13 protein-coding genes are annotated in these 20671 nt (G+C 62.7%); 7 read left to right on the forward strand and 6 right to left on the reverse strand.

The window, feature by feature from the left end; translation table 11 throughout:
* Nucleotides 1-215 precede the first annotated feature (215 nt).
* Nucleotides 216-1532: a glycosyltransferase family 2 protein gene (locus K8U03_12335; GenBank protein ID MCE9605673.1), complete on the forward strand. Its 1317-nt coding sequence runs from the start codon at nt 216-218 to the stop codon at nt 1530-1532.
* Between the two features lie 30 nt (nt 1533-1562).
* On the opposite strand, the gene K8U03_12340 is transcribed toward K8U03_12335, so the two are convergent.
* From K8U03_12340 to K8U03_12350, 3 genes are all read right to left on the reverse strand, one after another.
* Nucleotides 1563-2624 (reverse strand): SMP-30/gluconolactonase/LRE family protein, encoded by a 1062-nt coding sequence (locus K8U03_12340; GenBank protein ID MCE9605674.1) that lies wholly within the window; start codon nt 2622-2624, stop codon nt 1563-1565.
* A 63-nt stretch (nt 2625-2687) separates the two neighbouring features.
* Nucleotides 2688-4217 (reverse strand): DUF1254 domain-containing protein, encoded by a 1530-nt coding sequence (locus tag K8U03_12345; GenBank protein MCE9605675.1) that lies wholly within the window; start codon nt 4215-4217, stop codon nt 2688-2690.
* Nucleotides 4218-4570: 353 nt separating this feature from the next.
* Nucleotides 4571-5125, reverse strand: coding sequence for a DUF488 domain-containing protein (locus K8U03_12350; GenBank protein ID MCE9605676.1), 555 nt, complete (start codon nt 5123-5125; stop codon nt 4571-4573).
* A 349-nt stretch (nt 5126-5474) separates the two neighbouring features.
* On the opposite strand from K8U03_12350, the gene K8U03_12355 reads away from it, so the two are divergent.
* Nucleotides 5475-6560, forward strand: coding sequence for a 3-deoxy-7-phosphoheptulonate synthase (locus tag K8U03_12355; GenBank protein MCE9605677.1), 1086 nt, complete (start codon nt 5475-5477; stop codon nt 6558-6560).
* Nucleotides 6561-6605: 45 nt separating this feature from the next.
* Here K8U03_12355 and K8U03_12360 read toward each other — a convergent pair whose 3' ends face one another.
* Both K8U03_12360 and K8U03_12365 read right to left on the reverse strand, forming a co-directional pair.
* Nucleotides 6606-8903, reverse strand: coding sequence for a hypothetical protein (locus K8U03_12360; protein ID MCE9605678.1), 2298 nt, complete (start codon nt 8901-8903; stop codon nt 6606-6608).
* A gap of 36 nt (nt 8904-8939) precedes the next feature.
* Nucleotides 8940-11399: a DUF1553 domain-containing protein gene (locus K8U03_12365; GenBank protein MCE9605679.1), complete on the reverse strand. Its 2460-nt coding sequence runs from the start codon at nt 11397-11399 to the stop codon at nt 8940-8942.
* Between the two features lie 579 nt (nt 11400-11978).
* Between K8U03_12365 and K8U03_12370 the strand changes: the two genes are divergently transcribed.
* From K8U03_12370 to K8U03_12385, 4 genes are all read left to right on the forward strand, one after another.
* Nucleotides 11979-13307: a DUF1501 domain-containing protein gene (locus K8U03_12370; protein MCE9605680.1), complete on the forward strand. Its 1329-nt coding sequence runs from the start codon at nt 11979-11981 to the stop codon at nt 13305-13307.
* 22 nt (nt 13308-13329) lie between these two features.
* Nucleotides 13330-14730: a DUF1501 domain-containing protein gene (locus tag K8U03_12375; GenBank protein MCE9605681.1), complete on the forward strand. Its 1401-nt coding sequence runs from the start codon at nt 13330-13332 to the stop codon at nt 14728-14730.
* A 46-nt stretch (nt 14731-14776) separates the two neighbouring features.
* On the forward strand, nt 14777-16189 hold the full coding sequence (locus tag K8U03_12380; protein ID MCE9605682.1) for a DUF1501 domain-containing protein: 1413 nt from the start codon (nt 14777-14779) through the stop codon (nt 16187-16189).
* A 145-nt stretch (nt 16190-16334) separates the two neighbouring features.
* A complete protein-coding gene (locus K8U03_12385) occupies nt 16335-17744 on the forward strand; it encodes a hypothetical protein (protein MCE9605683.1) in 1410 nt (469 codons plus the stop codon).
* A 15-nt stretch (nt 17745-17759) separates the two neighbouring features.
* Here K8U03_12385 and K8U03_12390 read toward each other — a convergent pair whose 3' ends face one another.
* Nucleotides 17760-19148, reverse strand: coding sequence for an alkaline phosphatase family protein (locus K8U03_12390; GenBank protein ID MCE9605684.1), 1389 nt, complete (start codon nt 19146-19148; stop codon nt 17760-17762).
* Nucleotides 19149-19226: 78 nt separating this feature from the next.
* Between K8U03_12390 and K8U03_12395 the strand changes: the two genes are divergently transcribed.
* Nucleotides 19227-20288 carry a haloacid dehalogenase-like hydrolase gene (locus tag K8U03_12395; GenBank protein MCE9605685.1) on the forward strand — a complete coding sequence of 354 codons (1062 nt, stop codon included), beginning with the start codon at nt 19227-19229 and terminating at the stop codon, nt 20286-20288.
* Nucleotides 20289-20671: the final 383 nt, after the last annotated feature.

Consider the following 20671-nt stretch of genomic DNA (forward strand, 5'->3'; position numbering starts at 1 on the left):
CCATCGCACGGCTCGGCAAAAGTTCTCCAGACGCCCGTTATTTACGGAGTTTTCGTTCATTTCGCCCGTAAAAACGAAACGCGTAGCACAAGCGATGCGGAAACGACCATCCCGCTTGGTTTCAGCCGAAAAACGAAACCGTGGTCCGCGATTTGCAAATTCATTGCCCTGCCGGCGTCGTAGGTCTTCCGCAACATTCCGAATCGTTGATCGCTATGGATACGTTCTTCTTCACGACTTTGGTTTTCTGGCTCGTGGCCGCGGTCGGCACGATCGCTTTGTTCGAGTTGTTTCGGCGCCATGTCGAGCGCTCGACAAGCCTCGATGCGCCGAAGGGTTTCGCCGCAGATCAGTGGCCCGAGGCCTTAGTCGTGATGAGTCTGCGCGGCGGAGATGAATCGTTGCGGGAAACGCTCGACGGCCTCGCGCAGCAAGACTACCCGCGCTACCGGATTCGAATCGTCGTCGACCATCCGGGCGACGAAGTGAACCGCATCGTCCGTTCTTGGCAACGGACGCATGCCGATGCGCCTCTCCGCGTCGAATACTTGCGCGCGCCGTTGCCGTCGTGTACGTTGAAGTGCAGTTCGGTCCATCAGGTGCTACGCGATGTCGGGCCCGAGGTCGGCGTGGTCGTGATGGTCGATGGAGATTCCGATCCTTATCCTCGTTGGCTGCGCGATGTCGTCGCTCCGTTTGCCGATCCGGAAGTCGGCGGCGTTACCGGCAACCGCTGGTACTTTCCGCGCGAAGGGGGCATCGCCGCTTGGTGCCGCTTCGTCTTTACCGCGTTTTCGCTCCCGACGATGTGGCTGCAAAGCTTCTCCTGGGGCGGCACGTTAGCGCTTCGTCGCGACATCGCCTGCTCCGATCGCTTTCTCTCTGCCTTCGCGCAGACCCCGACGGAAGAACAAACTTGCTTCGAGGTCTTGCCGAGCTTTGGAAAGAAAATGTACTTTTCGTCGCAACTCATCCAGTGGAACCCTGAGTCGATCGACTTCGAAGGAGCCGAGCAGCACCTCTTTCGGCAACTCGCTTGGTCGCGGTTATTCTATCCGTGCTGGACTTCGATCGTGTTCGGAGCGCTCGCGCTCTGCGGTGCGGCAGTCGCTTCGCTCGTCTTCGCCGGATTCGCCTTCTTCGATTCCCGGCTCTTATGGTTGCTCCCGCTCGCCATGGCCGGCATGTTCTGCGCCGCCGTCGTGAGTTCGCTCGCGCGTTTGCATCAGACCATGCAACGTCATGTTCTCACGCACCAAGGGCGCATGGCACCTCCGCTGAGCGGGCCACGGCTCGCCGAGCTATTCGTATCTCTGCCGGTTTCTCTAGCGGTCTACTTGTTCGCGTTGGCGCGGAGCCATTTCGCCACCGAGATCCACTGGCGCGGGATTCTCTATCGGATATTTTCCGACGATACGATCAGCAGGAGTGGCTATTCCCCTTGGAAGGCCGACGCTCCGGCACGCAGCAAAACGGAAGCGAGCCCGGCACCGGCGATGCAGGTCGATCGGCAACACGCGATCGGCTCTTGAGCAATCGGCTTTTTAGAAACCGGCTTGAGCTTACCGCTCGGGACGATACATGCTCTTCCCGGCGATCTGCGTCCGCAGGCTCAGCAATTGCTTGCCGCAAGTGATGTACAGCGTCTTCAGGTCGGGCGAGCCGAAGCGGCAGTTCGTGAGCGTGTCTTCCGGTGTCTCGACGAAATCGAGCAACTCGCCCGTCGGCGAGACGACGTGAATCCCCGGCTTGGTCGCGAGAGTTTCGCTCGTCTTGCGGGTCTTATGCAGCCCGGCGGCGATGTAGAGATTTCCCTCACGATCGATCGCCATCCCATCGCCGCTCCGACCGGGATAGAAATCGATGAGCTTCCTCGGTTTCGACGTCGTCCCGTCGGCCGCGAGATCGTATGCCAGAATGCAGCGATTGCGATCCTCGGCCGAGTGCGACTCGACCAAGTACAACGTCTTATCGTCCGGCGACAGGACGATGCCGTTCGGCATGTGAATGTCGGGCAAGGACAACACCCGATGCACGCTGCCATCCGTGTCGATCCGATAGACGGAGTTGACGTTGCCCGTCGCGGCGTCGGCGTTCGGCAAGCGCGACGTGAAGTAGATCCGACCGGCCGCGTCGAACGTGAGATCGTTCGGCATGCCGAGCGCGTGGCCGTTGAAATGGTCGACGAGCACTTCGACCTTGCCGGTTTCCATGTCGGTTCGCGTCACGCGGCCGGCGATCCCTTCGCAGGAAACAAGTCGTCCCGCCCGATCGAACAGCAAACCGTTCGCGCCGGACTTATCTTCGCGAAAGAGACTGAGCTTGCTGCCGTCCCACTTCCAGATCTGCGAGGGCTCGGCGTTCGTGAAGAAAACGTTTCCCGCCCGATCGCAGCACGGCCCTTCGGTAAAGATCTTCGGGCCGGTGAGCGCGGCCAGGCTTTTCCATTCGCCCAGATACTTGCCGCGCTTCAAGCCTGCATAGCGATCCGCAGGCTCGGCCGCCGCAACGACGCATGCCGGCGGAGCAACGACAGGGAGCAGCGTCGCAGCGGTCAGGGCCTGTAGGAATCGTCGTCGCTGCATCATGGTCGAGCCTTGAAAGAGGAGTGCAGGGTCGGGCAATGCTCCTCCAAGGTAAAGCGACGGGGCACGGAAATCCAGCACAGCTTCAAGCGCGTCGAGCGATCAATCTCCCACCGCCAGCCGATCGTCGTTCGGCACGACGGCCGGCGGTGTCCAGCTGCCGTCGAGCATCGCTTGGCCCGGCCAGTAGGCACGCAAGTACAATGAGAACGCCCCTTCGGGTGCCGGAATCCAGTTTGCTTGCCGATCCGCGGCCGGCGCCCAACTTTGGATATAGAGCGTCAGCGAGCCGTCGGCGTTGTAGCGCAACCGCTCGTTCTTCGTGCCGAGCGAATGACGATCGAGATCGTTCGGATGAAAGTTGTGGTTCGCGTCGTAAAGCGTCAGCGACCAGAAGCCCTTCGTCGCCGGCAGCCGATCGGCCGGAAACGTCACGCTGTAGCCCTGGCTGCCGTTCAGCCGGCTGCCGTCGGCGCCGAGGTCCTGATAGTAATACTTCGTTTCGTTGTTCCGATTGACGAACACGTTCGACTTCGCCACGGCGGCGCGCGTCAGATAATCGCGGCCGAAGGCCGCGCCGTTGGAGATCGTCGTCCAGTGGCTCGGCAGCTTCGTGCCGAAATTGCGAAACTCGAATAAGTTCGAGAGCTGCTCGCGCTCCGCGGCGACGGCCGATTCGCGCAACAGCTGCTTCACGCTCGCATCGCGTTCGCTCAACTCCAGCACCCGGCGCAACTCGGCGTAGCGTGCCTCTTCGCCGGCAAGGGGGGGCACGTCGTTCAAGACTTCGCCGAGCACGTCGAAGAAAGTCTCCGGCACGACCCGTCGGCTTCCCTTCGCCGCACCCGCCCCGATCTTCGGCAGCCAGCGGACGCGGGTCCAGTCATACGTCTTCGCTTGTCCGCCGAACAAACTCAGCGGATACATCATGATGCCGTCGACGAGCGGCAAGATCGCGCGGCGATCTTCAGCCGTGTCGTCGAGAAACACGCGCGGCAACACATAGCCGTAGCGCGTCGGGCAACGAAACACCTGCACGATGCCGGCCGGCACTTCCCCTTGCCAGTTCGGGCCGACGATCAAGTACAGGCCCGGCTTCGTGTCGTACATCTTGCCGACTTCGGCAAAGCCGTCGGTGCGCTGGTCGCCGAGTTGATAGACCCAATACCGATCGCCGAAGTCGGGCACCTGCAACACGACCGGCTCCGCGGCGAGGTCGAGCGCGCCGTAGCCATACACCACGTCTTGGTTCGGGCACGGCACAAGCGCCTGCGTCGGCGCGATGTAGTCGGTGAGCATGCAGAGCTGATTCACCGGCGCCACCGGCATGCCGCCGCTCCGGCCGGGACTCGGCACCTTGGCGATCGCCGTGCGGCAGTTGTGGACGTAGACGAGCGGCCAGCCCCAGACATAGGCATCGCGGCCGATGCGGCGAACGTCGTCGGCTGTAAGCGGCGCCTCGGTTTTCGGAACGAAGATCTCCGGCTTGCCGATCGCGAGCCGGAGGACGGCCGCAGCGGCTTGTGCGTCGCTCACGGTCGAAGAGACGAGCAACTCGGAACGCCCGACGTTAGCCGGAAGCGCACCCAGGCCGAGAAGCACGAAGAGAGAAATCGAAATGCGGTAGATCACGGAAGTTGCCTATTAAGAAATCGCGGGAATGGTGCCGACGTGCGTGAGTGCTCGTACAGCAGCAACAGCGAAATCGCATGGCAAATGCAACGTGAAATAGATCGCAGAGAGTTCCAACGATGGTCGAAGCGACGGCGTTGAACTCTTCCGGTGCAACTCTATGTCGAACGAACCCAATAGTAAAATCAAATTCGTGCGGAGGACTGAGGATTGGCGCGATGGTGCTGATCGTGGCGCATCACGATCGGCGTGAAGCTAACGAAATGCTCATCCGAAGCGCCGTCGGGCCGCGAATGTTACACGGAATAAAAATAATCTTCCGGCCCGTGCGGCGGTCGATTCACCGGAATCGCTTAGAAGAGCAACCGTGGTTCGTCGGGCCCCGGGGCGAGGTAGCGTAGTCGCCCGTTGCGGACCCTCGCTCCGGTGGTGAGCACATGCGGTCGCAGATCGCCGGCCGGCATGATGTTTTGCACCGTTTCGCCGAGCATCGAGAAATAGTCGCTCACGAGCCGGCGATGACACTGCCAAAAGAGTCCTTCGGCGCACATGTAGGCGGTCGGCTTGCGCTCTGCGATCGAGAGTAGTTGTTGCGCGCCGGCCTGAAACTCCGCGGTCTCCATATAGTCGGCATAGTTGCGAAAGCTTTCGTTGCGCAAGCCGACGTTTTCCGACGGCCCGCCGATCGGCTTGCGCCGGCGTCCGCCGAGCACCTCGAACCAGCGATACTCGATGCCGGCCTGAGCCAGCGCGTCGGGCAGATTCTCTTGATTGAATTGCGGATACTTGCGCGAGCCGGGAAAGCGGCGGATATCGGCCAAGACTTCGATGCCGTGCTCGGTGAGCAGCGCGAGGAAGCGCTCGATCGGATGCGTCGAATGGCCGATCGTATAAAGTTGCGCCGACATGGAATTCCGGACCCGTTTCGCTGGCTCGCCGCTTCCTCAGTTTAGCGAGTCGGCCGGAGTTCGCACGGGATGCTTGTCGAGATCGAGAGCTTGGAAGAAACGGCCGGTTCACACCGGCCGCTCGCCCCGGAAGGAATTCGCATTGCGAGCGGGGATGAATAATCGTCGTCAACGACGTCGAAAACGCCGTTCACACCCGCTGGGCTCCCTCGTTCAAGGCCCCTAGTTCGCCGGCGAACCGGCGATTACACTCGAATAGATCGACCGATTTATCAGCGGCACCTTCGACGACTGGATTCCGCATCCGCGCGTCTGCCGCAACTTGCCGACAGCTGGAAAGCCGACCGCCATGCAGCGCACGTCCGACGTCCATATTCGCAGCCTCGTTCCGCTCATCCCGCCGCAGACGCTCATCGACGAGTATCCGCTGACGGATCGGGCCGTCGAAACCGTGATCGCGGGGCGCGAGGCCGTGCGCAAGATTCTCACCGGGGAAGATCGCCGGCTGCTGCTGGTCGTGGGACCCTGCTCGATTCACGATGAAAAAGCGGCGTTGGTTTACGCCGAACGGATCCGCGCCGTCTCGGATCGGCTGCGCGACCGGCTCTGCATCGTGATGCGGGTCTATTTCGAGAAGCCGCGCACGACGGTCGGCTGGAAGGGGCTTATCAACGACCCGCATCTCGACGGCACGTTCGACATTCCCACCGGTCTGCGTCGTGCCCGTAAGCTGCTGCTCGAGATCAACGAGATGGGGCTGCCCGCCGCGACGGAAATGCTCGATCCGATCACGCCGCAATACACGGCCGATCTCGTCGCTTGGGCCTCGATCGGCGCGCGGACGACGGAATCGCAAACACATCGTCAGATGGCGAGCGGCTTGTCGATGCCCGTCGGCTTTAAGAACGCGACCGACGGCAACCTGCAGATCGCGATCGACGCGATGTATTCGGCCCGCGCGCAACACAGCTTCCTGGGGATCGACGCCGCCGGCCGGCTCTGCATCGTCAACACGTCGGGCAACCCGCTGGGGCATCTGATCCTCCGCGGCGGCCGCTCCGGCACGAACTACGACGCTCAAACCATGGCCGACGCCCTCACCGGACTGACGAAGGCCGGCCTCGCGCCGAATATCATGGTCGATTGCAGCCACGCCAACAGCGACAAAGACCATCGCAAGCAAGAGACCGTGTGGCATAACGTGCTCGAGCAACGAGCCGCGGGCAACACGAACATCATCGGCATGATGCTCGAAAGCAATCTCTTCGAGGGGCAACAAAAGCTCGGCGCGAACCTGCATGAATTGAAGTACGGCGTCTCGATCACCGACGCCTGCCTCGGCTGGGAAAAAACCGAAGAGCTGCTCGAAGCGGCCTACGCGGCGATGGCCGGCGCAGCGGTCGCCGAAGGGGCGAAGCAAGCCGTCGCGACGTAACGCCCGCTCGCTTCGGAAGCGGCCGCCTTGTAAGCGACCCTGCGGTTACTTCGCGGCTTCTCCCACCACGCTCACTCGGAGCGGCGCCCCGCAGTAGCTCATCTTCATCACGAAGTTGATCGACGCTTGCGCCATCACCGGCACGAGCTGCTTCTCGACCGGCGGTGCATCCTTCGCGGCCGTAAGCGTGATGTAGCCCTTCGTGTCTTTCGCGGTGAGCAGCATCTTGCTTTGCTTCTCGTCGATGGTCACTCCCTTCGGCAAGCTATCGCCGAAGGGGGACGCGAGATGGCGATAGATCAAGTCGAGCGTGAGGTTCTTATCGAATCCGGCGCCGCGCTCGATCGCGATTTCGAGCTTCTTCGACTCTCCCGGCTTGAGCACCACTTCGGTCGGCTCGACCGTCACCTTCACGACATCGAGCGGGTTGCACACTGAGACGAACAACGTATCGACCGGGTAGTGGCCTCGCCCGCCCCCCGGCATATACGTCTCTTGCCAAGGGCTCGCCACGGCCGTGAGCGCCGGCCCATTGGCGGCAACCGGTTCTCCTTTCACGGGGAGCGGTACATGCTTGCCCGTGCCGAGGATGCGCAGCGGTGCGGCCTTCGGCTTCGTGCCGGGCTCGGCGTAAAACAAGATCGAGCCATCGAGGCCCGAGGCGAGAATCTTGCCGCACTCGGCGCGAACTCCCGCGGGCAGGCCTTCGACCTTGAGCTCGATCTCGCCGAGGAAGCCGTTCTTCCGCACGACGCGCACGAACATCTGCGCCCCGACGCCGCCGGCGATCAGCACCTTGTCCATATCGGTATGGAGCGTGAAGTAGGGCTCGGCCCGCGAGACGTTCAGCCCGTAGGTAAACGCTTCGCCTCCTCGCAAGTGCAAGTCGCGAACTTCGACGATGAACTTGCCGTCGGCCGGCGCGATCCAATTTTCGAGAATCGAATCGGAGTACGACATCTTGTGGATCTGTCCGTCGTCGCTCTCCGTGAGTCGAGTTCCTTTTTCGTCGTAGATCGCGATGATCGAGTCTAAGCTCGACTGCGCTCGGCGCGCCGTCACTTCGAACGTGAACGCTTGCCCCTTCTTCGCGGCGAACGCGAAGTTGTCGATCTCTCCTTGCTTCGCGATGCGCCCGGCGATCATGGCCGGCACCGCGATGTCTTGCGCTTCGGCGAACGTCGGCTTCTCATAGTTGTTTTCGAGCGTCGGCGCGAGCGCGGTCGCTATGACTTGGACGGGATCGAGCGCTACGCCGGCGAGCTTAGGCCGCACCCATTGCGGCCCGTCTGCCGCTCCGGCCGGGAGTTCGAGTTCTCCTTTTGCGCCGCTCGGAAGCTGCACTCCGATCAACTCGACCGACTGCTTCGTGCCCGCTTTCAACACGGCTGGAACCGTCGTCACGACCAGCGGCCGATCGTGAATCTCGACGGAGTATTGCCAGTATTCGTTCCCTTGAAACCGCACGTCGCGGACTTCGAGATAGTAATCGCCGGCGTTCTTAAACGTGTATTGCAACAGCGGATCGCCGGCGAAGAAGTTGTCGTTCGCCGCCAACACGACACCGGCTTCGTTCTTCAGCGCGATCAACGGATCGACGTGGATTTGCAGATCGTGAATCTTGTCTTCATAGCGGGCCGAGCGCACATGAAACACATACGACTTTCCGGCGTCGACGTGGAACTTGAACATATCGACGTCTTCGGCCGCTTCGATCGCGCCGCAGACGGTGGCTGGGAGCACGACGGGATTCGCCGTCGCTTGCGTGTTGTTCGTGCCCGACTCGACGACGACCGGATCGCGCACGACGATCAGTTGCCCGACCGTCGACAGCCCTTGCGGCGTGACTAGGCGAAACTCGCGGACGCCGGGCAGCGCACCGGCCGCGGCCGTGAAGCGGATCTTGTGCTTCGTCTGTTCTTTCTTCTTGGCGGGCTCCGGCTTCGCGGCTTCGGGCTTCTTCTCCGCCGCGGCGGCCGACTTCGCATCGACGACCGCTTTCACTTCGGCAGGCTTTCCCTCCGCCGGCTTCGGGTCTTTCGCAAGCATTTTGGGATCGACGACCGGCTTTGTCTCGACCGGTTTCGTCTCAACGAGTGCAGGCTCGGGCACCGCTTCGCCCGTCACCCCTTCGCCGTTCACGAACACCTGGAACGTGCCGAACAGATCGTATCGCGCGCTGACGACATGCTCCGCCGTCTTGCCGGCTTGCACCGCCAACGGCCGCACGTCCATCAGCATCGGATACGAAGCCTGCGCGAGCACTTGCGACGCCGATGCCACGACCGACACGGCGACCGACATGATGACCAACAGCGGCACGATCGAGATAAAACGCTTCATTCCGGAATCTCGCTCCAGGTAGAGTGCCGCGACGGCTTAATGCACGAACAGAAATTGCTTCGAATTGCATAGCGACCAAACCACGTCTTCGTAGAACATGGTCGGATCCTTCGACTCTTTCAGCAGCTTTTCGAGTGTTGAAAGTTCTTTCTCGGTCGGCTTGCGCGCGAGTGCGGCTAGGTAGAGATTTTCCATGATCTCGGCATACGGCTTCTTCGCCTTGAGCATGTTCGCGAGGCGTCCTTTTTGGTCGCTGATCTTCGTCGCCAGGATGTCGCCGTTGAGCGTGTGTAGGGCTTGCGCCAGGTTCTCGTCGGCCACGCGTTCGCATTCGCACACGCTCACGCGCCGCGGCTTGCCGAACGTCGCCAGGAAGTAGTCCGGATAGTTCGAGTCGGGCAGCTCGATCGCTTTCGTGCCGAGCGGCATGTTCTTAAATTTCGTCTGCGAGCCGGTCACGTAGTCGATCGAATCGAGCAGCGACTCCGCTCCGATCCGTTTCACTTCGTAGTGGCTGTAAAAGCGATCGTCGGCGGCGTTGGCCGGCGTCGGCTGCGAATCGAGTTGATAGAGCCGCGAGTTCATCACGGTGCGCATCAGCTGCTTGATGTCGAAGCCGGAAGAGATGAAGTTTTGCGCGAGCGCGTCGAGCAACGGGCGATTCGTCGAGGGGTTCGTGGCGCGCATATCGTCGATCGGTTCGACGAGCCCGCGCCCCATCAGATAACCCATGTAGCGATTCACGAGATTGCGCGCGAAGTATTCGTTCTTCGGCGAGACGAGCCAATCGGCCAGCGGCTGCCGCCGGTCGAGCGCTTCCGCAACCGGCTCCCCTTCGAGCGGCGTCGGCTTCATTACCTTGCCGGTCTTCGGATGGCTCACCTCACCGGTGTTCTTCACCATCACGACTTGCTCGCGCCCGAAGAGCCCGAACTCCGAGCTGTTCTTCGTGCCGACTCGGGCAAAGAACGCCGCGAAGCTGTAGTAGTCTTCTTGGGCATACTTCTCCATCGGATGATGATGGCACTTCGCGCAGAGCAGCCGGACGCCGAGGAAGAGTTGCGCCGTCGTCTCGGCCATGTCGGGCGGATTGGCCGCGATGCGGTAGAAGTTCGACGGCCCATCCATGTAGATCGAGCCTTTCGCCAGCACGAGCTCGCGCACGAACCGGTCGTACGGCTTGTTCTGCCGAAACGAATCTTGGATCCAGTTGTGCAACGACCACATCCCTTGCTCGCCGACGTTCGCGCTCGACGAGCGAATGAGATCGGCCCACTTCAAGCTCCAATACGCGGCATACGCGTTGTTATGCACGTCTTTCGTCGGATCGCCGGTCAGGCCGAGCAAGGCGTCGATCAGCTCGGCCCGCTTGTTCGCAGACTTCTCGGCGAGAAAGGCTTGCGTTTGTTCAACGGTCGGGAGCGAGCCGATCGCGTCGAGATAGGCGCGGCGCACGAACGTGGCGTCGTCGCACAGGCCCGACGGTTCGATGCCGACTTCGCGAAACTTCGTCGCAGCGAGTTCGTCGATGAAGTTGTTGTTCTTCCAGCCCTTGAGCTCCGTCTTGTCGCCGTACGGCACCGTGACGACGACTGCTTGTGCTTGCCCCTCGAAGCGAACGACGATCGGCGCTTGCCCCTTGCCGAACACCTTCGCCAAGCCGGTCGGGCCGACGCTCGCGGTCCCTTCGTCCATGCTGTCGTATTTGGCCAGGGCCGTGACGTCGCGCGTCGCGCCGTCGGAGTAGGTCGCTTCGACTCGGAACTGCTGCGTGAACCCCAGCGCCCCGACGCGCGCTACCGGCGTCACTGCGATGCCCGTCACTTTCGCTTCTTTCGAGTTCGGCGCCGGCGCGCCTCCCGAGAGCCAAGCGGCGAGGGTTTGGTATTCGATCGAGCTTTTGTCGAGCCGCTTGTTCCCGCCGTGCGGCACTTGCAACAGCGGCTTCATGAAGATCAAGCTCTTTTCCGGTTCGACTAAGTCGACGCGGCGCCCTTGCCAATCGCGCACCATCGCGCGGTAGTCTTCATCCGGAGCGTAGCCGAACACGGAGAGCTTGAAGCCCCCTTTGCCGTGTTGGCTGGCGTGGCACGACGCGGAGTTGCAGCCGGTCTTACTTAAGATCGGCGTCACTTCGCGCGTGAAGCTGATCGCCGGCTTCTCCAACACCCCGACGACTTCCACCTCGACCTGCTCGGTGCGCGGGCCGACGGTTACCGAGATCTTCGCCTTGCCGTTCGACTTGGCGAGCAATTGCCCGCTGCTGCTGATCGAAACGACGGCCCCGTTCTCCGACTTATAGATCGCCGCTTGCGTCAGGTCGGCCGAATGTTCGCCGACGTTCCCCTTCGGGCCGAGCTCCGTAACGAGCAACTGCCCCCGATCGAAATTGCCGCGCAGCGTGATCGACGCCGGGCGAACTTGGAACGCCGATTCGGCACGTGCCGCCGACGAAAGCCGATCCCCCAAGCAGAGCGCAGCGATGCCGCAGAGCATCGCCGGCGCGAATCGCGATAGGGCCCGAAGCAAATCGTGGGGACGCATGGCGAGCATGGCATCGGCCTCCAAGGCGGGAAGAGCGGCGGGCGGGATGGCTGCGGCAGGCAAGCGAGAACCCGAAGCAGCACGAGGCGGGGCGGCCGGGCAACCGCTTGGAAAAAGCGATTACATCAGCCGGGCCTTATTATGGTCGAGCGCCGCCGCGATTCACAAGAGATTTAATTGGATAAAGCGGTTGAATCGTGGGCCGTGTCGCTTTGCGCAAGTAACGGTCGGCAAGAAAGTTAGGACTGCCGGCAAGATTAGGCTGCTCGCTCCCGGCCGGTCGAGCCGATAGAAATGGATGCAGCAAGCATCAAATTACCTTGATGCTCGCTTACGGCAGGCTTAGAATGCCGCTTGAGCATGCCGGTGTGCCGAACAAGCGTTCGTCCCGCATTGGTGTGTTGTTCGTGCTGCGCGTATACTGCTGCGTCCCGCCTCGTTCGAGTTTGCTCCCGCCCCAAGTTTGATCCTGCCTTGCCGATGGCGAATCATCCCGATTCGCGATCTCTCGCCGACTTAAGGAGTGCTTCCATGCTGAATATCCCTACGGGCATTTCGCGCGACTGTAGCCAAGTGAACCGTCGCACGTTTCTGGAAGTCGGTTCGATCGCAGGACTCGGCCTTTCTTTGCCCGGGCTTCTCGCCGCCCGCCAAGCCATGGCGAAGTCGACGGGCAAGAGCGCAAAAGACTGCAACGTCATCCTCGTCTGGTCGCGCGGGGGTGTGAGCCATCACGACACGTTCGACCCCAAGCCGACGGCCGCAGCCAACGTGCGCGGCGAGTTCGGCGTGATCGACACGGCGCTCCCCGGCGTGAAGTTCACCGAGATCGTTCCTCGCATGGCGAAGGAAGCCAAGCGCTTCGGCTTGCTGCGGGGCTGGAACCCGCGCAACGGCTCGCACGGCACCGCCGATCAATATGTGATGACGGGCCAGAAGTTCAACCCGGCCGTCGCGTACCCGACCTACGGTTCGGTCGTGAGCAGCGTCAAAGGTTTTAAGACGGCGATGCCTCCGTTCGTGCAACTCGGCACGGAAGTCGATCGTCGCTTCGGCGGCGGCTTGCCCGGCTTCCTCGGCTTGGAGCATGGTGCGTTCGAGATGCCGGCCGATCCGAGCGTGAAGACGTTTACCGTGCGCGATATCACTCCGCCGGCCGGTGTCGATATGCCGCGCATCTCGCGCCGCCGCTCGATGCTCGGCACGATCGACTCGTTGCAACGCCAAGTCGAGCTTCAGCCCGCCGCTTACGACGCGCTCGACGAACACTACAAAGCCGCGCTCAACATGATCACGGCTCCCGAAACGCAACGGGCCTTCCAGATCGACCAAGAGAAAGACAAGCTTCGCGACGGCTACGGCCGAACCGCTTTCGGTCAGCGCATGCTGCTGGCCCGCCGGTTGATCGAGTCGGGCGTCCGCTTCGTCACCGTCACCGATGGCGGCTGGGACACGCATGCGAACAACTTCACGAGCTTGAAAAACAAGTTGATTCCGCCCGTCGACCAAGCGTTGCCGGAACTCTTGATCGACTTGGAACAACGGGGCTTGCTCGACACGACACTCGTCGTCTGGCTCAACGACTTCGGCCGGACGCCGAAGATCAACTCGGCCAGCGGTCGCGACCATTGGTCGACCTCGGGCTTCGCGATCATGGCCGGCGCCGGCGTCCCCGGCGGCTCGGTCATCGGCCGCACCGATGAAGAAGGGGGCTACGTCGTCAACGGCGAATACTTCTCCGAAGACCTCGCCGCCACGATCTACTCGAAGATCGGCATCCCGACCGACACGATGATGTCGACCGCCGACGGCCGCCCGGTAGCCTTGAACGAAGGCCGCCCGATCCGCGAGTGGAGCTGAATCTAGTCCCTCAGGTTTCGCCATGCTGACCGTTTGGGGCTCAGGGCAACGCTTTTGCGACGGCCGAAGCCGGCGCGACTTTCTCCGCGTCGGCGCGCTCGGCGGTGCGCTGTCGCTTTCCGATCTCTTGCGGCTGCGCGCCCAAGGGACGCCGGCCGGCACATCCTCGCACAAGTCGGTCTCGCGCAAGTCGGTGATCATGGTCTGCCTGAACGGCGGGCCGAGCCACATCGACATGTACGACCTCAAGCCGGAAGCTCCGGCCGAGCTGCGTGGCGAGTTTCGTCCGATCCAGACGAACGTCCCCGGCTTCGACATTTCGGAGCTGATGCCGCTCCAAGCTCGGATCGCCGATAAGTTGGCGCTGGTCCGGAGCGTGCAATGGCCGCTCGACGACGGCCACCATCTGCACTTGGTCTTCAGCGGCTTTCCGAAGTCGGCGGCGCGTCCCTCGTTCGGCTCGATCGTGAGTCGCGTCCGGAGCGAACGGGACAAGCGGAATCCGTTGCCGCCGTACGTCAGCATGGCGCAGTTCCCGACGCATCCCGTTCTGGTCGGGCACGAAGAGCCGTCGTATCTCGGCTCGGCTTATCGAGCGTTCGTGCCGTATGAAGCCGGCGCTATGGTCGCCGGCCAAATCAACTACACCGGTCCCGGCGCGGGAGCCGTTAAGAATCTGGAACCGACGCTCGGCATCACGCGCGATCGCCTCGCGAATCGCTCGACGCTGCTCCAGGGCCTAGACAAGCTTCGTCGCGAGATCGACGCACAGGGCGAGATGGCCGGCATCGACGCCTTCACAGTGCGAGCGCTCGACATGGTCGGCTCGCGCCAAGTGCGCGAAGCGTTCGACATCAGCCGCGAGCCTCCGGAAGTGCAGGCCAAATACGGCGGCGACGTCGTCTGCAAAAACGATCCCGATCGCCGCCGCTGTTGGGAAGGGAGCAAGTTTCTCCAAGCGCGCCGGCTCGTCGAGGCAGGCGTTCCCGTGGTGACGTTGGCCGTCGGCGTTTGGGATACGCACAGCGATCATTTCACCTACCAGCGCGACAACCTCCCGCTGCTCGATCGCTCGCTGCACGCGCTCGTAACGGACCTCCACGAGCGGGGCTTAGATAAAGATGTGGCCGTGGTCGTGTGCGGCGAAATGGGCCGGACCCCGCGGATCAACAAGACCGCCGGCCGCGATCACTGGCCCTCGGCCGGTTTCGCTCTATTCGGCGGCGGCCTCCGGATGGGGCAAGTCGTCGGCGCGACCGACGCCCGCGGCGAACGTCCGAAGACCCGACCGTATACGCCGCAGAATATCCTGGCTACGCTGTATCACTTCCTCGGTATCGACCCGACATTGACGTTTCTCGACCACGCCGGCCGACCACGCTATGTTCTCGACGACCAAGAGAAGATCGCCGAACTGATTTGAAAAAGAGCTCCGTACTCAGACCGATAATCGACCTCCGAGATTTGCTATGTGGTCTTCGTTCCTGCACCGTCGCGATGCTCTGCGCGTCGGCTCGTTGACCGCTGCGGCGACGTTGCTGCCGGTGAGCGGTCGCTGCGCCGAGGTTGCCGGAGCGCCGTCGCTCGTGCCGACCGCCGACTCCGTCATCTTCTTGAACATGATGGGGGGCGTGACGCATCACGAGTCGTTCGATCCGAAGCCCGACGCCCCGGAAGACGTCCGCGGGATCCTCTCGCCGATCGCGACGACGCTCCCCGGCATTCAGTTCGCCGAAGTCTGCCCGAACCTCGCGAAGATCGCGCATAAGATTGCGCTCGTGCGCAGCTACTCGCACACGAACAACGACCACTTGATGAGCCAAGCCTATGCCCTCTCGGGCCGGCCGGTCGGGCTCGGCGCGATTCAGAAAGAGCCGAACATCGGCTCGATCGTCGCCCATCTGAAAGGCCCGCGCAACGACCTGCCGGGCTACATCGCGGTGCCGGGGTTCACGCGTCCCGGCCCGCCCCCTTACGACCTCTTCGTGGGCGGCTGGCTCGGCCGCGAACATGCGCCGTTCTGCGCGGCCCGCGAGCCGAAGGAGCCCGACTTCACGAAAGGGCCGCTCTACAAGAACCCAAAAGCGACGATCGACGAGCAGTTGGAACCGGCGAGCATCAGCTTGCCGACGGAGCTCAGCGGCGCGCGACTTTCCGCGCGGGCCGAGTTGCGCGCGCTGCTCGACAATCAGCTGCGCGCCGGCGACGTGCTCGCCGCGCACAACGACATGGACGCCCACTACCGCAACGCTTTCCGCATGCTCTCTTCGACGAAGGTGCGCGACGCCTTCGACGTTTCCGGCGAGCCGCTCGCCGTGCGCGAGACGTACGGCCGTACCAAGATCGGCGGACGGGTGTTGATGGCGCGCCGCTTGGTGGAAGCCGGCGCGAGGTTCGTCATGGTCGACTACGGCTACGATCCCGAGTACGGCAACCTGTGGGACAATCACAACGTCGCCGCGCAAAACTTTCCGGTGCTCGGCGAAATGGCGAAGCGGCCGTACCATGTGGCCGGCATGGACCGCGCCTTCGCCGCGTTGTTGAACGATCTGGAAACGCGCGGCTTGCTCGCGCGCACGCTCGTCGTCTTCATCACGGAGTTCGGGCGGACGCCGCGCATCAACAACGGGGGCGGCCGCGACCATTGGGGCCCTTGCGGCTCGATCTTCTTCGCCGGCGGCGGCACGCAGCGCGGCACCGTCATCGGCACGACCGATCGCAACGGCGCTTACCCGACGAGCGAAGCGAACTCGCCGGCCGACGTCGCCGCGAGCATCTATCGAGCCCTCGGCATCGACATCGCCACGCGCTTGCTCGATCCCGAAAATCGCCCTCATTTCGTCCTGCCCGAAGGCCGCGTCATCCCGGGCTTGTTCGCGTAGCTGGGCGCTGCGAGTTGCGGCGACCACCACCGCCGAGAGGTCTCGAATGTCGATCGTTGTGATTCGCTATAGCATCCTTCTCGTTGCGATCTTGTTCTTCCCGGCGGTGAGCGAAGCGGCGGTGTTGCGAGCCGGCGTCGCGCGGGTGGAGATCACCGATCGCGAGGCGGGACCGGTTCACGATCCTTCCTATGTGAAGGCGCTCGTGCTCAAGAGCGACGAGCGAGTCGCGGTGTTGATCACGGTCGATGCCGTGGCGATCGGCGAGATCGGACGGATCGGCAACGAATACCTGCCGCAAGTTCGGGCCCGGCTGCAAAAAGAGCTCGGGATCGCGCCGGAGAACGTACTCGTCAACGCGAGCCATTGCCATAGCGTCGTTCGCAAAGATACCGACGCGCTGACCGTACAAGCCGTGACGGAAGCCTGGCACGCGCTGGTGCCGGTCACGGTCGGCGCGGGCGTCAGGCAGGAAGCGCGGATCAGCGAGAACCGCCGCTTGAAGATGAAGGACGGGAGCGAAGTCGATATGCGTCGGGCTTACTCGCTGCCGCGCGACGAAGACGTGGCCGGCGTCGGCCCGATCGACCCGACGGTCGCGGTCGTGCGGATCGATCGCGAAGACGGCCGGCCGCTCGCCGTGGTTTATCATTTCGCTTGCCACCCGATCATGAATCCGCCGCGGCTCGGGAACTCGGCCGACTTCCCCGGCACGGCCTCGAAGGTGATCGAAGAGTCGCTCGGCAACGGCGCGCTCGCGCTGTTCGTGCAGGGATGCTGCGGCGACATCAATCCGGTGCGCTATAAAGATGTCGGGCGCCCGCCGAACGCCGAGCCGCTGGGAAACATGCTCGGCTTAAGCGTCATGCAGGCGTGGAAGAAGATCGCGCCGCAAGCGAAAGCCGCGATCCGCGTCGACAACGTTGTGATCCCGCTTCCGCGCGGAACCGATTTGGAGCATCGCATCGGCGCGATCGAAGCCGAGCAAACGAAGTTGCTCCGGGCACTGAAGCCGACGGATATCGACTTCAAATCGTTCGTGCCGCTCTATCTGCAACACAAACTCTCGCCGGAGTTCCCGTCGCTCCCTGCGCAAGCCTATCTACACGACCGCGCGCTCGGCCGCGACGAGCTCGACAAGCTCGACGCCGCGAACCGGAAGAGCATCGACGCCTATCTCGAAAACATTCGCACCATGGAACGGCTCACGCGGCTCAACGTCAACCTTGCGCTGCTCCGGAAGCATCTTGCGCAGAATCAAGCCGCCGGCCAAGCCCCGTTGCAGGTCGAGATCGCAGGGCTGCGGGTCGGTGAGTTTCGGTTAGTTGCGTTTCCCGGCGAACTCACCGTCGAGATCGGCCTAAACATCAAGCGACGAGCGGCCGCGCCGTTCACGGCCGTCTCGGGCTACACCAACGGCTACATCTACTATCTGCCGACCGTGCAACAACGCGGCAACACTGGCTACGCACAGGAAGATTGCGATTGCCTCGTCGCCCCGGAGTGGCAACAACTGTTCGAGACGAAGGCGCTCGAAATGCTGAAGAAGCTCTAGCCCGGCGTGTGCGTTTTACGGTTTCGCAAACACATCGAGCGGCTTGCCGTCGGCGGTGAAGCCGGTGAGGCCGAGGAGCTTCGCGGCGGTCGGGGCGACGTCGATGTTCTCGACCCCGGCGACTTTCGAGCCCGCCTGAATCCCTCGTCCGCTGACGATGCAGATCGCGTTCATCTTCGGCTCGCGGGCGAGAAAGCCGTGCGTCCCCTTCGCGACTTTCCCCTCGGCCTGCGTCGCGACGAGCGTCTCTCCTTCGGCCGATGCGGAAACGCCGTAGCCGTCTTTCGCAACGAGAATCAAGTCGGGCGCCTGAGCATACTCGCGCGGGTGCGGCAAGCCGTGCTCCGCAAACTGCGCGGGCTCCAACACTTCGGCGACCCCTTCTTGTCCGGTGAACATCGCGACGAATTTCTTTCGATCGGCGTCGACGCTGCCGGGATCGTTGCAATAGACGAGCCCGATGCCCCCTTCGGGAAACACATTGATCCGCGCCTCGACGACCTTCCCCCCAGGGCCGACCTTCAGCAAGCCCGCGTTCCGCAGCAGCACATGCGGGCGGAGCGCCTTGGGAGTGTGCGTGAAGCCGTGATCGGCGACGATGAAGATCGTGGTCTGCGCGCGCAGGCCGGCATCATCCAGCGCCTGCACGACCTTCGCCACGCAAGTGTCTGCATAGGCGTTGGCGGTGTAGCCCGACGGGGTTTGCGGCCCGTCGGCGTGCTGCGTGGAGTCGCAGTTGAGCAAGTGGAGCAGCAGCAGGTTCGGCATCCGGTGGCGAATCAAATAGCAAGCGGCCTCGGTCCAAGCCAAATCGCGCCCTACCATGCTGCCGGCTTTGAACGTGGCATCCGTCGCGTCGGCGAGAATGCCGGCCTTGACGAGATCGGCGATGAGCCGCGGAGTGCTGTGCGAAACGGCGTCGGGTACATCGGGAAAACTATCGTCGAGCGTCTTCGAGCCGCGCGTGCAGGGCCAATTGATCTCGGCGGTCGCAAGGCCGGCCCGATGGGCGACGTCGAACAACGTCGGCGTGCGGATCATCTCGGCTTGGTCGCGCTTCGGATCGGCGAACACGGGCACGTCGACCCCGCCGCGCACCAGCACGCCGTTCGCCAACACGCCATGCTTCTCGGGCCGAACGCCGGTGACGAGCGACGTATGATTCGGCCACGTGACGGAGGGGTTGGAGACCTTCATGCCGCCGACCGCGAGCGCCCCTTCTTTCGCGAGCCGACGAATTGTCGGGATCGGCGCTTTCGGATCGTCGAGCAAGTAAGCGGCGAAGCCATCGACGTTGATGATGACGACATGCGACTTCGGCTCGGCCGCCAAGCCGGGCACCGCTCCGGCGACAAGCAGGGCCGAGCCGAGCAAAAATCGAAGGCAAGCCGAAGGGCAATTCATATTCGTATCCCAAAAAGTGGTCGGAGCGGCGGCGACGGTATTCTAACTCGCTCGCGAATTGATATCATCCGGAAGCGCATGATTCCATCCCTTACGAGTTTCATCCACGAGGCCCAGCGTATGCTTTCCACTCGCAAAACAGGGCGAACCTGCTCATGGTCGCTTGTTGCTTTCGCGGCGATCGCTCTTGCGCTCGCGCAGCCTGTTGAAACGGCGGCGGCCGAAGACGGGCTTCCTTCTTGGAACGAGGGCGCGACCAAAACCGCGATCGTCGACTTCGTGCGCCGGACGACGACCGACGGCTCGCAAGAGTTCGTGTCGGTCGCCGATCGGATCGCCGTGTTCGACAACGACGGCACTCTGTGGAGCGAACAGCCGATGTATGTGCAGTTGGTCTTCGTGATCGATCGCGTACACAAGCTCGCGCCCGAGCACCCGGAGTGGAAAACCGAGCAGCCGTTTCGCGCCGTGCTCGAACACGACCTAAAAGCGCTCGCCGCAACGGGCGAACATGGTCTGATGCAGCTCATCATGGCGACGCACGCGGGCATGACCACGGCGGAATTCAAAACGATCGTCGAGGCTTGGCTCGCCACGGCCGAACATCCGAAATATAAGCGACCCTATACCGAGTGCATCTACCAGCCGATGGTAGAGCTGCTCGCCTACTTGCGCGCGCATGGCTTCAAGACCTACATCGTCTCGGGCGGCGGCATCGAGTTCATGCGCCCGTGGACCGAGAAGACGTACGGCATTCCTCCCGAGCAAGTCGTCGGCAGCAGCATCACGTTGAAGTACGAGGTCGTCGAGGGGCGTCCCGAGCTTCAGCGTTTACCGAAGGTCGACTTCATCGACGATGGACCGGGCAAACCGGTCGGCATCGAGCGGTTCATCGGTCGCCGCCCGATCGCGGCTTTCGGCAACTCCGACGGCGACTACGAAATGTTGCAATGGACGACCACGGGCAAGGGTCCGCGATTCGGCCTGATCGTGCATCACACCGACGCCGAGCGCGAAGCGGCTTACGATCGGACTTCGCATTTCGGCAAGCTGGCCCGAGCACTCGACGACGCACCGAAATTCGGCTGGACCGTGATGGACATGAAGCGCGATTGGAAAACGATCTTCCCGCCGAAATAGTCCAGAGCATGGCCTAAATCTGCGCGTTGAAATCGAGCGGTCGAAGTGCGATGTTGGGCCTTGTGAAGAGACGAGACTCCGACCTCCGGTAGGTTTCGACACGTCGCTCGTCTACGCGAGACCGGCGACGAAGAATTGTGAGGGGAAGTTCGAGCCCGTGCCGCGCCGCTTGTCGCCGCAGGGGCTGGAAGTAATCGAGCAGGAAGCTCGGTCCCTCGCGACGCCGGTCAGCCGAGCCGCTGCTTAAAAACCAGTCGGCGCGGTGTCTCTTTCCGGCCTGCGTGGTGCGTGCGGCTCGCTTCGGCGGGGCGGGCGCTCTTCGCGAGCTCGTGCCGTTGTGCGTTCGTGGATGAAGCGCGCGACGACCGTCTGCACGGGCTCGA

This window comes from Planctomycetia bacterium (assembly GCA_021413845.1).
In the GTDB taxonomy this organism is placed as follows: domain Bacteria; phylum Planctomycetota; class Planctomycetia; order Pirellulales; family PNKZ01; genus PNKZ01.

What these genes read in the sequence shown, in the direction of transcription:
- K8U03_12335 (MCE9605673.1), top strand. Translation starts at nt 216, where the DNA reads ATGGATACGTTCTTCTTCACGACTTTGGTTTTCTGGCTCGTGGCCGCG.
- K8U03_12350 (MCE9605676.1), bottom strand. Translation starts at nt 5,125, where the DNA reads ATGTCGGCGCAACTTTATACGATCGGCCATTCGACGCATCCGATCGAG.
- K8U03_12355 (MCE9605677.1), top strand. Translation starts at nt 5,475, where the DNA reads ATGCAGCGCACGTCCGACGTCCATATTCGCAGCCTCGTTCCGCTCATC.
- K8U03_12360 (MCE9605678.1), bottom strand. Translation starts at nt 8,903, where the DNA reads ATGAAGCGTTTTATCTCGATCGTGCCGCTGTTGGTCATCATGTCGGTC.
- K8U03_12365 (MCE9605679.1), bottom strand. Translation starts at nt 11,399, where the DNA reads ATGCTCTGCGGCATCGCTGCGCTCTGCTTGGGGGATCGGCTTTCGTCG.
- K8U03_12370 (MCE9605680.1), top strand. Translation starts at nt 11,979, where the DNA reads ATGCTGAATATCCCTACGGGCATTTCGCGCGACTGTAGCCAAGTGAAC.
- K8U03_12375 (MCE9605681.1), top strand. Translation starts at nt 13,330, where the DNA reads ATGCTGACCGTTTGGGGCTCAGGGCAACGCTTTTGCGACGGCCGAAGC.
- K8U03_12380 (MCE9605682.1), top strand. Translation starts at nt 14,777, where the DNA reads ATGTGGTCTTCGTTCCTGCACCGTCGCGATGCTCTGCGCGTCGGCTCG.
- K8U03_12390 (MCE9605684.1), bottom strand. Translation starts at nt 19,148, where the DNA reads ATGAATTGCCCTTCGGCTTGCCTTCGATTTTTGCTCGGCTCGGCCCTG.
- K8U03_12395 (MCE9605685.1), top strand. Translation starts at nt 19,227, where the DNA reads ATGATTCCATCCCTTACGAGTTTCATCCACGAGGCCCAGCGTATGCTT.